This window comes from Ochrobactrum sp. SSR, from assembly GCF_030067775.1.
GTDB lineage: Bacteria > Pseudomonadota > Alphaproteobacteria > Rhizobiales > Rhizobiaceae > Brucella > Brucella teleogrylli.
Map to the genome: position 1 here is coordinate 429,291 of NZ_CP125970.1, position 14,160 is coordinate 443,450.

Genomic DNA, 14,160 nt, shown 5'->3' on the forward strand with positions numbered 1-14,160 from the left:
GGGTTTTCGGGCCGGCATGGCCAGAAAACTGAATTCGAATTTCAGGCGCGTGCGGGGTCAAGGCCGCACGCGCCGCGTCGCATCTCGGGATCAGAAGGCCACAGCCGCGGTCAGAAGGTGGGCCAGTCTTCACAGATGCGACGGTTAAAACGGGCGATCAGGCGCCCGCCATGGTCAGAACTGGAACTGTGTCGCCACGAGGAACGTACGACCCTGACCGGAGCCTGATGTGCTCAGGAATGGCGTATAGCTCTTGTCGAACAGGTTATTGACCTTCAAAGTCAGATCGACGTTCTCGGTGAACTTGTAATTGGCGAACACATCCACGAGGCCATAGCTGTCGGACTGGGTAACGCCGGTGTAACCGACGGTATCGCCGCCCGAAACATAGGAGTAGCGACCGCCAACCGTCAGCTTGCGCTCGAGGAAGCGTGCGCCGCCGCTGACGGAGAAGACATCATCCGGCATGTACTGACCTGCACCGAGACCTGGGGTCTGCGCCGGAAGTTCCGACTTCGAGTGGGTATATGTAATGCCGCCGAAGGCCATGCCTGCGTCATACATCGCTTCGAGTTCGAAGCCGCGCACCTGCGAAGTGCCGTCGACATTGACGAACTGGTACTTGCGATAGGTCGGGTTGAACGTGGACGTGATGTAGTCCTCGACATCCATGTCGTAATAATCGGCCTTCAGACGCAGCAAGTCTCCAGCAAGAAACAGATCGTCTTTCTTGAGGTTTACGCCGATTTCCCAACCCTTCTGGGTTTCAGGCGATAGGGTCGGATTCGGCAGGAAGCTGACGCTTGTCGAGCCGGGATGGTTGCCGCCCAACATGGTTTCCTGCAGCGTTGGCGAACGCATGCTCTGGGAATAGGTCACGTATGGCTGCAACCAGTCGGTCGCGTTGATCGCCAGCGTGATTTTCGGATCGAGGCGCTGCTTGGAAATATCGACGTCGTAGAGGCCGCCGTCACCGAAATTGGCAAGGCCGGTATCGGCGCTGCCAGAAGTGTTGAAGAAGTCGTAGCGCAGGCCGGCGATCAGGTCGACAATGCCGTAGCTGAAGGTGGTTTCGGAGAAGACTGCGCCGTTGCTGCTGCGTCCGTCGACTGGATTGACGCCGGAATTGTCGCCCGAAATGTTGTCGCGGAAATATTCGACGCCGTAGTTCCACTTGACGCCCACTTCGCCGACATTGAAGCGCGATGTGTTCGAAATATCGAAGCCATAGCCCTTGTCGGTGATGCCACGGCCTGTCGCGCTGCCCGGAAGGCCCGTGGACAGGCTGTTGTAATAGGTCATGTCGAGGCGATTGTAGTAAGCGTTGACATGCAGGTCGATCAGGTCGTTATCCGACGGATTGTAGGTGTAATTCGCCGTGAACGTCTTGTTCTTGACGTTCTGATCGTAGGAATTGGCACCAAAATCGTTGTTGTAAAAAACACCGCCAAGCGCCAGCTTGTGATCTTCGCCGAAGCCGAACTCGGTTTTGACGAGCCCGGAGGTCAGTTCCTGACCGGTATCCGGCTGTTCAACGCCATCGCCATTCTTGTAATTGTTGGAATCGCGGCGGCTGATGGCTGCGGCAACGCCCATCGAATTGACGCGCGCACCGGCGGCCAGCATTTCAGAGAAACCGACGCCGTTGCTGCCCCACGAGGCGCGTCCGAGAACACCATATTGCTGGCCCTGACGGACGATGTCATCCACGCCGAGCGTGCGGAAATTGACGCTGCCTGCGAGCCCGCCGCCGCCGGTGCCGGTCACTGCGCCGCGCGAAATGTCGATATCGGCGAGAAGGTTCGGATCGACATAGGTGAAGCCCTGCGCCTCATGGCCGGTGAAGCGGAAGTTCTGACGAACGCCATCGACCATCATGTTGACGCGTCCAGAACCTTCGAAGCCGCGAATATTGACGGCCACGCCCGGCTGGGAGCCGTTCATGCGGGTGAAGACGCCCGGCTTGTCGCGTAGCACATCGTCCAGCTTCACATCGCCGTTGCGGCGAAGCTCTTCGCTGGAAACAGTGCTGACGGCGGCGGGCGTGTTGTAGGTCGCATCACCCCTGGCGCCATCGCCCCGGATGGTGATCGTCTTTAGCGTGACGTCGTTTTCGCCTTCGGCTGCTTTTTGCTCCTGCGCCCATGACTGCGATGCCATCGCGACAAGAATGACTGCGAGCCCGCTGCTCGCCAGGAATGAACGCTTGTGTACCCCACCAGTCGCCCGCATTGCTGTATTTCCTCTGCGCAAATGTGCTCCCCCGCCGACCTGAGACACGGCAGGAAGCCCTGAGAATTCAATTGTTTAGAATGCTTCCAATATGGAGGCAGCTCTGCTGGCTGGCGAAGACGAATTCTTCGTGGCTTGCGCTGGAAGGGCGAGATTTAAACTTGACTCGATTAATCCAGTAATGCAGTGATTAGTAAACATGACTAGTGATGTCAACAAATCAATTTCGCGATGAACAGGCGGATATGGTTTTGTGAAAACGGGGCTTCCGAGCGGAGCTTTCAAGTCAACGTCAGGGCGATAAAATGAACAGGCGTATTCATATCGACATGCAAGTGCGTTTGCCCCGCGGGCACGCCGCCGACCGTTCTGCCAATCGCATGATCGACGGTCCGGCAGGCGACAATACTGGCGACCGAACGGGGCGTTCGGTTGAGCGCACCGCGCCGCCGATTCGCGCGACCCTGAAAGAAGCGCAGATCAAAATTTATGGCAGCCGCGAACTTTTCGACGGCTCCCGCGAGGTAGGGATAGAGCATGGCGGATCGCTCTATCGCCTCAAGATTACCCGCCAAGGCAAGCTCATTTTGAACAAGTAGGCACGACACACATGACGCAACATTCCAAGCCCTCCCCAGAGCAGATTCTTCAGGCACGGGCGGACAACCCGAAGGCGCGTGAACGCGATTTCGCGCAGAGCCTCGGTATTTCAGAAGCTGATTTCGTTGCTGCCCATTGTGGCCTCGGCGACGATGCCGCCATTTCGGCCCGCCGCATTCGCGTGGATGTCGAGACATTGCTTAAGCGCGCATCGACCCTTGGCGAAGTGATGGCGCTGACGCGCAACGAAAGTGTCGTGCACGAAAAGATCGGACCGTTCGAAAAGGCCGTTTGGGGCCCGCATGCGTCGATCGTGCTGGGCAAGCAGATTGATCTGCGTATTTTCCCGAAGCATTGGGTGCATGGTTTTGCGGTTCGCAAAAAGGACGGCGAGGAACTGCGCCGCAGCCTGCAATTCTTCGATGCCTCCGGTGAGGCCGTTCACAAGATTCACCTGCGCCCGGCATCCGATGTTGAAGCCTATGAGGCGCTTGTCACCGAACTTCTGCTTGATGATCAGTCGGGTTCTATCGAAACGACCGCGATTGCGCCGAAAGGTGCAAAGGCCAATGTCGCGCTTGTCGATACCGATGCCTTCCGCGAGCGCTGGAGCGCTTTGACCGATGTGCATCAGTTCATGGGGCTGCTGAAGGATTTTGGCGTTGACCGCCATCAGGCCATGCATCTTGCCGGACAGGATTTCGCTTGGCGTGTTGATCTTTCATCCGTGGAAGCGATGATGAACCACGCTGTGCAGCAACAGCTGCCGATCATGTGCTTTGTCGGCAATCGCGGCTGCATCCAGATCCATACCGGCCCGATCCATGAGATCAAGATGATGGGCCCATGGCTCAATGTGCTTGATCCGACCTTCCACATGCATCTGCGTCTCGATCACATTGCCGATGCCTGGGTCGTGCGCAAGCCGACCAAGGACGGTCATGTGACTTCGCTGGAAGCTTACGACGCCAATGGCGAACTGATCGTGCAGTTCTTCGGTGAGCGTCACGAGGGTGAGGCGGAATTGGCCGACTGGCGCATGATTGCTGAAAACCTGCCGCGTCTTCCCCGGTCGACCGCTGCATAGGACGCGCATCATGTCTGTCATTTCAGCACGTTTCATGCGCGTTGGGGCTGTCGCCGCTTTGGCTTGGTCATTGGCAACCGGCATTGCCGGTGCCGATACCGTCGAGCGTTTTGCCGATACGTCCCGCATTGTTTCCGTCGGCGGGCCGCTGACGGAGATCATCTATGCGCTTGGCGCGGAAAAGATGCTTGTCGCACGCGACCAGACCAGCACCTATCCAGCGGAATCGAAGGCTCTGCCAGATGTCGGCTACATGCGCCAGCTGGCGCCCGAAGGGGTGCTGTCGGTCAACCCGACCGGCATCTTGCTCATTCAGGGCAGCGGGCCGCAGGACACGCTGGAGGTCTTGAAGAAGGCCTCGGTGCCGATGGTCATCGTGCCGGAAGATTATACCGGCAAAAGCGTCATTGCGAAGATCGAAGCTGTCGGCAAGGCGCTTGGCCTCGAAGACAAAGCCAGGGCGCTGGCGGATAGCGTTGCGAGCGATCTTCAGGCTGCTGAAAAAGGCCGCCGCTGCGCATGAGCAACGCAAGCGCGTGCTGTTCGTTTTGAACGGCGCTAGTGGGCGTCTGATGGCGTCTGGAACGGGTACGGCGGCTGACGGCATGATCAAGCTTGCAGGGGGTGTGAACGTCATCACTGGATATCCCGGTTACAAGCAGCTGACCGATGAAGCCATCGGCAAGGCCGCACCGGATATGGTTTTGATGATGAACAACGGTGGTGACGGTGTCGGTCCGGATGAACTTTTGAAGAACCCGGCCATTGCAAGCACACCTGCGGGCCGCAACAAAAATGTCGTCGCCATGGACGCGCTTTATCTGCTGGGCTTTGGCCCGCGCACCGGTGCTGCCATTCGTGAATTGTCGGCAAAACTCTATGGTGCGCCAGCAGCGCAATAATCGGATCACGCATCCGACATGAGGAATAAGCAAATGACCAGCCAAGGCCGTGTGGCAGGCGGAGAGCCCTTCACCATGCGTCATCGAGCCGGAGACAGTCGGAAGAACGCCGGCTCAAACAGCGCAAAGGTCGGGGATCGCACGCAACGCGCGCGCATGGTGCTGGTCGTGCTGGCGGTTGTCCTCTGCCTGACAGCTTTGTTCAGCCTCACGGCAGGGGCTTCGGATGCTTCGCTTCTCACGCTGCTGCGCGGGTTTGCTGGCGGCGAGGGCGCGGAAACCTTCCAGCGTGATCATCTGATTATTATGGAAATCCGCCTGCCGCGCATTATCCTCGGCATGTTGATCGGTGCGGGGCTTGCCGTGTCTGGTGCCGTCATGCAGGGCCTGTTCCGCAATCCGCTTGCCGATCCGGGTCTGGTGGGCGTGGCCTCGGGCGCCAGTCTTGGTGCGGTGTCGATGATCGTATTGGGCGGCACCGTTCTGGCGCCTGTTATCGCCGTTCTCGGCATCTACGCGCTGCCATTGGCTGCCTTCTTCGGCGGCCTTGCCACAACCTTGTTGCTCTACCGGGTTGCGACCCGACGCGGGCGCACCTCTGTTGCCACCATGCTTTTGGCGGGCATCGCGCTTGGCGCGCTGGCGGGGGCTGCGACCGGCGTTCTGGTCTACATGGCCGACGACCGGCAGTTGCGCGATCTGACCTTCTGGGGTCTTGGTTCGCTTGCGGGTGCGACCTGGAGCAAGATCGTCGCTGCCGGACCCATTATCGCCGTGGTGCTGATTGCAGCGCCAATGCTGGCGCGCGGTCTCAACGCTCTGGCATTGGGCGAAGCCGCCGCCGGACATCTCGGCATTCAGGTGCAGCGCATCAAGAATGTCGCCATCGTTACCGTGGCTGCGGCCACTGGCGCGACCGTGGCGGTAGCGGGCGGCATTGGCTTTATCGGTATCGTGGTGCCGCATATGCTGCGTCTCAGCATCGGCCCGGATCACCGCTATCTTCTGCCTGCGTCGGCTCTGCTGGGTGCCATACTGCTGTTGCTGGCCGATGCGGTCAGCCGCACCATCGTTGCACCGGCGGAATTGCCCATCGGCATCATCACCGCCATGTGCGGCGCGCCGTTCTTCCTCTGGATATTGCTGCGCCAGCGCGGCCTTCTTGATCTGTGAAACTGTCATGATTGAAACCAAGGCACTCAGTGTTCGTCTCTCGGGCAAGTCGATTATCGAGAACATCGATTTTACGGCGCGCGCTGGAGAGGTGACGGCAATCGTCGGTCCCAACGGATCGGGCAAGACGACGCTTTTGCGCGCTCTTTCCGGCGATGTGCCCTTTACAGGCGGTGCCTTTCTGGACGGGCGGTCATTTAAGGATATCAAGCCATGGGAAATGGCGGCGCGTCGCGCGGTGCTGCCGCAGGCGAGCGCCTTGTCCTTTCCGTTCACGGTACGCGAGATCGTCGGCCTTGGTTTGACAGGCGGCTATAGCGGCCTGTCGCGCGATCTGGAAACTGGCTTGCCCGACCTCGCCTTGCAGCGGGTGGACCTTGGCGGCTTCGGCGGCAGGCTCTATCAGGAACTTTCCGGCGGCGAGCAACAAAGGGTGCAACTCGCCCGCGTGCTTTGCCAGGTCTGGAGGCCCGTGGTCGATGGCTCCGCGCGTTATCTTTTTCTGGATGAGCCGATTTCGAGCCTCGATATCCGGCACCAGATCGTTGTGATGGAGATCGCGCGGGATTTTGCCGCTGAAGGCGGCGGCGTGATCGCCATTCTGCACGATCTCAATCTGACGGCCATGTTCGCCGACCGGATCGCGGTGATGTGTCAGGGCAGGCTCGACACAATCGGCTCCCCGCAGGAGGCGCTGACCGATGAACGGCTGGAACGGGTTTATGAATGCGCGCTGCGGGTAGGGGTGCCGCCTGCGCGTGGTGTGCCCTTCGTGCTGCCGCAATCGGCCTATCGCGCCGCCGCTGAGTAACCTCAACGCATTATAAAAGGTCCGGTTTTCACCGGACCTTTTGCTTCTCACGCTGTCGCAGGATTAGCTCGCGACGCGCTGTTCTTCCATTTCATCGAGACCGAGCAGGGCGCGTACATTCGGGCGGGCTTTTACGAGGTCTGAAATGCTGTATTTCATCAAGACGCCGAAGAAGGCGTTCAGCGCTTCACGCAGCGCTGAGTTAAGGGCGCAGCTATCGACCAGTGGGCACTCGGTCGCATCGTTTTCAAAACATTCCGCCATGGCGAAATTTTCTTCGGTGACGCGCACGACATCGAACAGGCTGATATCGTTGGCCGCACGGCCAAGGCGCACGCCGCCATTGCGACCGCGCACGGTTTCTACCAGCCCGTTTTCCACGAGCGGCTGCAAAATCTTGAAAAGAAAAAGCTCCGAAACGCTGTAAGCGCGAGCAATTTCCGGAATGCGGCTCAGCTTGCCTTCATTCGCGGCACAGTACATGAGTATCCGAACGGCATAATTCGTCTGGCGAGTAAGGCGCATGACAGTTCCTTTCAGCACGTCCAGAGCATTTTCAAACCCGACCAAGTCAGGTCGGAAAATGCCCTCGCTCTTTGTATCCTGGTTCCAAAATCTGGACCGAAATTTCGGTTGAACTCCACAAAGCCGCGCCGAGAACACTCTCAGCTCATGGCATTTTCATGGAAACCGGATTTCCTTGATGGCCCAGTTTAGAATCATTCTTAATATATACGAGGTCTTTCACCACATTTAAAGTGGAAAAAACGAGTCGTATTTTTCTGATTGCGAGCCCTCCTGTGCCCGGCTTGCATTTCACTGGCAAACGTCGATCCACTCGGCGGTTACCAATGCGGCCATCCTGTCAGGCGCAATACGAACCGCGCTGTTGGTTGCCCCCGCTGCCGGAACCACTTCCTCGAATGCTTTCAGCGAGACATCGCAATAGACGGGAAGCGCGCTCGGCAAGCCGAAGGGGCACACGCCGCCGACTGGATGGCTGGTTTCGGCCAGTACGGTGTCGGCGTCCAGCATACGCGGCTTGGTGCCGAAGCGATCCTTGAACTTGCGATTGTCGATACGCGCATCGCCGCGTGTGACAACAAGAATTGTCTGGTCCTTGGTCGAGAAGGAAAGCGTCTTTGCGATCTGGCCAGGTTCCACGCCGTGCGCTTCTGCAGCCAGAGCTACGGTCGCGGTGCTGGTCGGCAATTCGATGACTTCGACTTCGGGCGCCTTGTCAGCAAAAAATGCCTTTACGGATTCCAGACTCATGGCTTCCCTTTATGATGATAATTAAACTCAAGTTTATGTCTCATCAACGATGAGAGCAACCCTAGAACTGTTATAATTTTGGTGGAATTGGTCAATTGAATAATAATTGCCGATAAACGACGAAATGCAGACCGGATGGACAGCATGATGTGGCGCAGATGCTATTTTTTCCCGCACGGACTTGTTTTGAACACATTGGCCACCTATATCGCTCCCATCGGCAAAGCTTAAGAGCGCTGGACGCGTCTGTTGCTCGCTATTGCCGCCATCGTTTAATGCTTTTGACCACGGATGTACTGGCACTGGTAGGAAAGCGATGGATCAGGAAGGTCGGTGCGTTTTCGCCCCGGCCTTTTTTTGTTTTCCGGCGAAGTTGCGGTTCCCCTGAGAGATCGTACAGAACGGTCGCGATCAAGTTGACGCGGCGATAAAAGCTGCTAAGAAGTCACCCGTTGAGTGATTGGTTCGCAAATCGGTGATTTGCTGCTTTTCCCGCTGAGGGAAAAGAAGACATTACAATCACTTGGAGGGGTGGCCGAGCGGTTTAAGGCACCGGTCTTGAAAACCGGCGTGCAGGAGACTGTACCGTGGGTTCGAATCCCACCCCTCCGCCATTATTTCCCTTTTTGTTTTCGATGGTGCCGTCAAAACCGGCGACGGTTTTGGCTTTCCAAGCCTGCGCTTGGCGTGATCGATCGTTCTCAATATATAGAATATTATACTTTATTAAATATACAATAATAAGAAAATCATTTAAATAGTTTGAATTTATAATTTAACTTATCAAGTTTATACCTATTAAATTACAAATAATAAGAAATAATATGGAATTGAAAAATCAATAATAACATTGATTTTATTTAATGATTATTCTCGTTTTAATTCATTTATTGTTCATAGCGGGTTGGGTAGCGTGAGTTCATCACGAAAGGAGAATAACATGTTCAAGAAAATTCTACTCGCGGCGATTGCTCTTTCGTTCATTGGCGCGCCGTTGGCGCAAGCTCGTGACAACCAGCCGCAGCGCAAACCAGCAGTGCACCAGGTGCAGAACAAGAAACAGTCCGCAAAGGGCTGGTCTAAAGGGCAGCGCTTCAATGGTTCGCGTCAAAGCGAAGTCAAGGATTACAAGCGTTATGGGCTTCGTGCACCGGGCAAGGGGCAGCGTTGGGTGAAGGTCGATAATCAGTATCTTCTGATTACCGCGGCAACCGGTCTTATCGCTGGTGTGATGGCCGCTCGGTAATTCGCGGATGCGTCAAACAGGACGGTTAGCGCCGTCCTCACTCGGTGAGCAGTGTTGGTTCTCCCTCGAATCCGGCGCTTCTCATCGAGGTTTTATTGTGAGATTGGCAATCAGCGCGATTGTCTGCGCATCAGCAGAATGAAGAGTGGCGTACCAATGAAGGCCGTCACGATGCCCGCCGGGATTTCCTGCGGAGCGAAGATCGCGCGGCCCAGCGTATCAGCCAGAACGGTCAATATTGCGCCGATCAACGCTGTCACTGGCAACTGATGTCGGTAGCGCGCCCCGCAACAAAGGCGCGCTGCATGCGGCGCGATCAATCCCACGAAGCCAATTGCGCCCACGGCGGACACCGCGCCTGCCACAGAAAGGGCTGACAGTAGTAGTAGCCATAAGCGGGTCATGGCCGTATCCACGCCAAGAGATTCCGCCGCATCGCGACCGAGCGCCAGAATGTCGAGGCGTTTCGCGAATGCAAGTGCAATAGCGATCAGCAGAAGCCAGGGGGCAAGCGCCGCCACATCCTGCCAGTTGCGCCCATGGGTGGAGCCTGCGAGCCAGGCAAGTGCTTCGGCAATCTGAAGCTTTGCCTCAATCACCACAATCGTGCTCAACGCTGAAAGGCTGGCTGCCACTGCAAGTCCGGTCAGCGCCGTGCGGGTCGGTGACAGGTTTTTGCCGAGCAGGCTTAGAAGCAAGACCACAAGACAGGCGCCGCCTGCCGAGCAGAGCGCAAAAAGCGCGCTTCCCGGAATGATGCCGCCGAGCAGTGCGACGAGGCTTGCGAGTACTGCGCCTTGTGCGAGGCCCAGAGTTTCCGGGCCGGAAAGCGGGTTGCGCGTCACGGCTTGCAACAACAATCCAGCCATTGCGAGCAAAGCGCCCGCGCCCATGGCCACCAACACGCGTGGCGCGCGCAGTGCCTGTATCGCCTGCCAGTCAATGTCGCGTCCTGCGATGCCGTCGCCGAACAGAAGCCCGGCCAGAAGAGCTGCTAACAGAACCATGCCAAGGCTCTCATAAAGTGCGACCGGTCGCTTGAATATGGTTTTCCCGAGGATCTGCGCGTTGTGGGCGGGTGCCTCCGCTTTCATACGACGCAAGACGAAGATCAGCGCCGGTGCTGCGAAACAGGCAGCGAGGATTCCGGTCGGGATGATGGTGCCGGCGCTGCTCATCCATTGTGCGGCAATGTCGGCTGAAAGCAGCGCAACCGCTCCCCACAGGCAGGCTGCGGGCAAAAGCGCTTTGTGCCGAACCATGCCAGTGGCGCGGAGCAGATTGGGCACTGCGAGACCAATGAAACCGATAGGCCCAGCAATGGTAACGGCAGCACCTGATAGCACGATTGTGGCCAGAAGGCCGATCAGCGCAGTCGCTTTGCCAAGCCCAAGGCTTGCCGCCATGTCGCTGCCGAGCGCCATGACGTCGAACTGGCGGGCAAGGGCGACCAGCAGCAGGATGGCTCCGACAATAAAGGGGGCGAGCGGTGCAACTTTAGCCCAGCCTGTTTGTTCCAGCATGCCGGAAGACCACAGGATGATGCCGGACGCGCGATCATCTGCAATCAATATGATGGCGGAAGAAAGCGCCGAGAAGGCGAGGGATACCGCCACGCCCGCCAGTGCCAGCCGAACCGCTTGGGCGCGCAAACCGCCGCCGACCAGCAGGCATAATGTTCCGCCCAGTGCGCCGCCGATGATCGTGGCGAGGAAGCCCGGAAAGGCAAATGGAAGCAGCAGACTGGAAACAACCAGGGCCAGTTGCGCGCCGCTGGTGACAGCCAGAATGTCTGGCGCGGCAAGCGGGTTGCGCAAAATGGTCTGCATCACCGTGCCAGCGGCGGCAAGCGCTGCGCCGACCAATATGGCAGCGATTGCGCGGGGCAGGCGAATGGTTTCGATGATAATCTGCGCCAGCGTTTGCGGCCGCGACGGCGACTGCAAAACGTCCTGTAGCGCGACATTTCCACTGCCGATGACGAGTTCGGCGGCCGTCAGCGCGATCAGCAGCAGGATTGCCAGAACGACAATTCCAATTGTGAAACCTGCCGGTTGAGTTTGGCTTGTGATCAGAGGCTGCGCGGTCATTCCGCGCTCCGCTCGTTCTGCTGATTTCCGGCAGATGGCTTGTTGTATACATGGTTGACCCAGCGTGGCATGCAGAAAGGGATCGGCAGAACCGGGTGCGCGGTCACTTCGATATCGAAATCGAAAGCTTCTCGGAGGCGTTCCGTTGTGAATACCTCTTCAGGAGAGCCAGAAGCCATCAAGCGGCCTTTACGCATCAGGATAACGTCGTCGGCCAGTTCCAGCACCTGATTGAGGTCGTGCAGAACAGCAACGATGGTCAGCCCATGATCGCGGTTCAATTGCTTGAGCAATGTCAGCAACTCGGCCTGATGGCGGATATCGAGAAAATTCGTCGGCTCATCGAGAAACAGGGCGGATGGTTCCTGCGCCAGCGCCAGCGCAACCCATGCGCGCTGACGTTCGCCGCCAGATAGCGAAGCCACCTGACGATGACGCAGGGCTTGCAGGCCGGTTTGCGTGATGGCGCGTTCGATTGCCTTTCGGTCATGATTGCCCAGTCGGGAAAACAGACCTCGATGCGGGTGACGTCCGTTTTCGACCAGTTCTTCGACGGTCAGGCCAGCGGGAATTTCCGGCATCTGCCCCAGCACGGCGATCTTGCGGGCCAGATCAATCCGTTTCATGCGGTTGATGTCTTCACTGTCAAACAGAACCTGTCCGCTCGTTGGCGTCTGAAGCCGCGCCATGCTGCGCAACAGTGTGCTTTTGCCCGAACCATTGGCCCCGCAAATGACCGTTATCCGCCCGGATTGAACCGAGGCATCGACCGAATTCAGAGCCATCGCGCCGTCAAAACTGACGGAAACGCCAACCGTTCTGATGATTGCTTCGTCCTGCGTGGCCATCGGCTTCCAAACAACATGTTCTTCGATGCCGTGTGATAGACAAGAGGATGGGCCTCCGCAAGTTTTCTAGAGCGTTCCGGTTAAGATTGAATCGTGGGAAGCGCTACCAGAGTTTCTGCCGAAAGATGTTCGATCAGCGCGCGGGCTGATGATGTCAGTTCGTCCGGCGCGCGTATGCAAAGCGACAAATGCCGTGTGGCCCAAGTGTCCGTCAGCGCAATCGGCACGATGCTCGTCGTTGTCATCATGCGATGAGCGACCAGTTCCGGGATGATCGCCAGGCCGACGCCAGCGGCGACCATGGGGCAAATGCTCTCGAATGTGCGCAGTCGCGTGCGCATCTTCAGCTTGACGCCAAGGCGTGCCGCATGCGCTTCGATGTGATCGTAGAGCGCGCCGGAATAGAGGCCAATGAACGGTTCATGCAGGACATCGGCAAGACACGTCGATTTTCTGGCGGCAAGGGAGTGCTGCTGCCCGGTGATGAGAACCAGCCGGTCGATGGTGAAGGGGATGAGAACCAGACCACCGGTATCGACCGCGTTGGACAATATGCCGATCTCGACAAAGCCGCTCGCAACGGACCTTGCGATTTCCGCGCTCTGCCGTTCTTTCAGTTCGACGTCGATCTGTGGATTGTCTGCCATGAACTGCGCGAGCCGCATGGGAAGATATTCGGTCACAGCGGCTGTGTTGGCTGCCACGCGCACGGTTGAGCGCATGCCTTTGGCATGGGTGATGAGGTCCGCATGCATGTCGGTCATCTGGCGCAGCACGAGGCGCGCATGATGGGCAAGCGCTTCACCCGCCGCAGTGAGGGTGACGCCGCGTCTGCCGCGTTCGAGAAGCTTGACCTCGCCAATGGCTTCCATGTCACGCAGGCGTTCGCTGGCCGAGGGCAGGGCGAGCCCCACTTCCGTTGCGCCATGCGTAATACTTCCGGCGTCGGCAACGGCGATGAAAAGGCGAAGGTCTGTGAGGTCAAAACGCATGCATATTTATCGCTTATATTCTGCCTTCGGTAAAGCCGAAGGCAGAATATGGAACTTCCGCATTTCGCAAAATGGGGAATTCTCTATAGCGGAAGCATGACCCAATCCGTCGCACTTCTCGTCACGATTACGCTTACTTTCCTCGGCGCAGGCTTCGTCAAAGGCCTGACCGGCATGGGGTTGCCGACTGTCGCCATGGGTGTATTGGGGGCGTTGATCTCGCCGCTCACTGCCGCGAGCCTGCTGATTGTTCCGTCATTCATTACCAATGTTTGGCAGCTGCTGGCCGGGCCAAGTTTTCGTGCGCTGGCTCTGCGCCTGTGGGCGATGATGGTCGCAATCATCGCTGGAACGTGGATCGGCTCCTTCCTGCTGGTGGGCGGTGAAACGATCCTGACGGCGTCGCTGCTCGGCGCAAGTCTGGTCATTTATGCCGGATACACCCTTTTCGCCCGACAGTGGCAGGTATCGCGGCGGCATGAAGTCTGGCTGTCTCCGCTGATCGGTTTATTGACCGGCCTGATTGCCGGTGCGACCGGTGTGTTTGTGATTCCAGCCGTTCCCTATCTTCAGGCACTGGGCTTGAAGAAAGACGATCTCGTGCAGGCGCTGGGATTGTCCTTCACGGTATCGACGATTGCGCTGGCGATCGGGCTCTCCTCACATCAGGCCTATAGCGGCGATATCCTTCTGATTTCGCTCGCAGCTGTCCTGCCTGCGCTGGCTGGCATGGGGCTTGGGCAGCTTTTCCGCCATAAAATAAGTCCAGAACGGTTTCGCCTCTGGTTTCTTGTCGGGCTTATGCTATTGGGAGCGGAAATGCTGGTGAGGCCGATTTTCTTATTAAGCTTTCAATAGCGGAAGAATTTTCTTTTCTCATCCGAGACATGCGGATTTGCTTTCT

The 14,160-nt window shown here is 57.7% G+C and carries 12 protein-coding genes, 1 tRNA gene and 1 pseudogene; 8 read left to right on the forward strand and 6 right to left on the reverse strand.

The features are described 5' to 3' along the window. Positions 1–174 precede the first annotated feature (174 nt). On the reverse strand, positions 175–2,232 hold the full coding sequence (locus tag QLQ11_RS13485; protein WP_109367514.1) for a TonB-dependent receptor domain-containing protein: 2,058 nt from the start codon (positions 2,230–2,232) through the stop codon (positions 175–177). A gap of 380 nt (positions 2,233–2,612) precedes the next feature. Here QLQ11_RS13485 and hemP point away from each other — a divergent pair, with 380 nt between their 5' ends. The 5 genes and pseudogenes from hemP to QLQ11_RS13510 all read left to right on the forward strand — a co-directional run bounded on the left by hemP (position 2,613) and on the right by QLQ11_RS13510 (position 6,805). Then, entirely contained in the window at positions 2,613–2,831 is a 219-nt protein-coding gene (hemP, locus tag QLQ11_RS13490; RefSeq protein WP_109368004.1) for a hemin uptake protein HemP, read from the forward strand. A gap of 11 nt (positions 2,832–2,842) precedes the next feature. Then, complete coding sequence (locus tag QLQ11_RS13495) at positions 2,843–3,919, forward strand: hemin-degrading factor (RefSeq protein WP_121538811.1); 1,077 nt, start codon at positions 2,843–2,845, stop codon at positions 3,917–3,919. A gap of 10 nt (positions 3,920–3,929) precedes the next feature. After that, positions 3,930–4,821, forward strand: a pseudogene (locus QLQ11_RS13500) (hemin ABC transporter substrate-binding protein). 75 nt (positions 4,822–4,896) lie between these two features. Then, positions 4,897–5,994, forward strand: coding sequence for an iron ABC transporter permease (locus QLQ11_RS13505; protein ID WP_235858992.1), 1,098 nt, complete (start codon positions 4,897–4,899; stop codon positions 5,992–5,994). A 7-nt stretch (positions 5,995–6,001) separates the two neighbouring features. Next, positions 6,002–6,805, forward strand: a complete 804-nt coding sequence (locus tag QLQ11_RS13510; protein WP_109367510.1) for a heme ABC transporter ATP-binding protein — start codon at positions 6,002–6,004, stop codon at positions 6,803–6,805. Positions 6,806–6,868: 63 nt separating this feature from the next. On the opposite strand, the gene rirA is transcribed toward QLQ11_RS13510, so the two are convergent. Then, complete coding sequence (gene rirA, locus QLQ11_RS13515; protein WP_109367509.1) at positions 6,869–7,330, reverse strand: iron-responsive transcriptional regulator RirA; 462 nt, start codon at positions 7,328–7,330, stop codon at positions 6,869–6,871. A gap of 291 nt (positions 7,331–7,621) precedes the next feature. Continuing rightward, positions 7,622–8,080 (reverse strand): YbaK/EbsC family protein, encoded by a 459-nt coding sequence (locus QLQ11_RS13520; RefSeq protein ID WP_121538813.1) that lies wholly within the window; start codon positions 8,078–8,080, stop codon positions 7,622–7,624. A gap of 525 nt (positions 8,081–8,605) precedes the next feature. Between QLQ11_RS13520 and QLQ11_RS13525 the strand changes: the two genes are divergently transcribed. Then, positions 8,606–8,694: transfer RNA gene (locus QLQ11_RS13525), tRNA-Ser, on the forward strand. Between the two features lie 326 nt (positions 8,695–9,020). Then, positions 9,021–9,326: an RcnB family protein gene (locus tag QLQ11_RS13530; RefSeq protein WP_109367460.1), complete on the forward strand. Its 306-nt coding sequence runs from the start codon at positions 9,021–9,023 to the stop codon at positions 9,324–9,326. A 110-nt stretch (positions 9,327–9,436) separates the two neighbouring features. Here the strand turns inward: QLQ11_RS13530 and QLQ11_RS13535 are convergent, their stop codons facing one another. From QLQ11_RS13535 to QLQ11_RS13545, 3 genes are all read right to left on the reverse strand, one after another. Then, positions 9,437–11,416: an iron ABC transporter permease gene (locus QLQ11_RS13535; protein WP_371835991.1), complete on the reverse strand. Its 1,980-nt coding sequence runs from the start codon at positions 11,414–11,416 to the stop codon at positions 9,437–9,439. After that, positions 11,413–12,264, reverse strand: a complete 852-nt coding sequence (locus QLQ11_RS13540) for an ABC transporter ATP-binding protein (protein ID WP_109367458.1) — start codon at positions 12,262–12,264, stop codon at positions 11,413–11,415. The genes QLQ11_RS13535 and QLQ11_RS13540 overlap by 4 nt, the downstream gene beginning before the upstream one ends. Positions 12,265–12,344: 80 nt before the next feature. Continuing rightward, positions 12,345–13,256 carry a LysR family transcriptional regulator gene (locus tag QLQ11_RS13545; RefSeq protein WP_109367457.1) on the reverse strand — a complete coding sequence of 304 codons (912 nt, stop codon included), beginning with the start codon at positions 13,254–13,256 and terminating at the stop codon, positions 12,345–12,347. Positions 13,257–13,352: 96 nt separating this feature from the next. Here QLQ11_RS13545 and QLQ11_RS13550 point away from each other — a divergent pair, with 96 nt between their 5' ends. After that, complete coding sequence (locus QLQ11_RS13550; protein WP_109367997.1) at positions 13,353–14,114, forward strand: sulfite exporter TauE/SafE family protein; 762 nt, start codon at positions 13,353–13,355, stop codon at positions 14,112–14,114. The last annotated feature ends 46 nt before the right edge of the window (positions 14,115–14,160 follow it).

What these genes read in the sequence shown, in the direction of transcription:
- QLQ11_RS13520 (WP_121538813.1), bottom strand. Translation starts at nt 8,080, where the DNA reads ATGAGTCTGGAATCCGTAAAGGCATTTTTTGCTGACAAGGCGCCCGAA.
- QLQ11_RS13545 (WP_109367457.1), bottom strand. Translation starts at nt 13,256, where the DNA reads ATGCGTTTTGACCTCACAGACCTTCGCCTTTTCATCGCCGTTGCCGAC.
- QLQ11_RS13510 (WP_109367510.1), top strand. Translation starts at nt 6,002, where the DNA reads ATGATTGAAACCAAGGCACTCAGTGTTCGTCTCTCGGGCAAGTCGATT.
- QLQ11_RS13535 (WP_371835991.1), bottom strand. Translation starts at nt 11,416, where the DNA reads ATGACCGCGCAGCCTCTGATCACAAGCCAAACTCAACCGGCAGGTTTC.
- hemP (WP_109368004.1), top strand. Translation starts at nt 2,613, where the DNA reads ATGATCGACGGTCCGGCAGGCGACAATACTGGCGACCGAACGGGGCGT.
- QLQ11_RS13530 (WP_109367460.1), top strand. Translation starts at nt 9,021, where the DNA reads ATGTTCAAGAAAATTCTACTCGCGGCGATTGCTCTTTCGTTCATTGGC.
- rirA (WP_109367509.1), bottom strand. Translation starts at nt 7,330, where the DNA reads ATGCGCCTTACTCGCCAGACGAATTATGCCGTTCGGATACTCATGTAC.
- QLQ11_RS13550 (WP_109367997.1), top strand. Translation starts at nt 13,353, where the DNA reads ATGACCCAATCCGTCGCACTTCTCGTCACGATTACGCTTACTTTCCTC.
- QLQ11_RS13505 (WP_235858992.1), top strand. Translation starts at nt 4,897, where the DNA reads ATGCGTCATCGAGCCGGAGACAGTCGGAAGAACGCCGGCTCAAACAGC.
- QLQ11_RS13485 (WP_109367514.1), bottom strand. Translation starts at nt 2,232, where the DNA reads ATGCGGGCGACTGGTGGGGTACACAAGCGTTCATTCCTGGCGAGCAGC.
- QLQ11_RS13540 (WP_109367458.1), bottom strand. Translation starts at nt 12,264, where the DNA reads ATGGCCACGCAGGACGAAGCAATCATCAGAACGGTTGGCGTTTCCGTC.
- QLQ11_RS13495 (WP_121538811.1), top strand. Translation starts at nt 2,843, where the DNA reads ATGACGCAACATTCCAAGCCCTCCCCAGAGCAGATTCTTCAGGCACGG.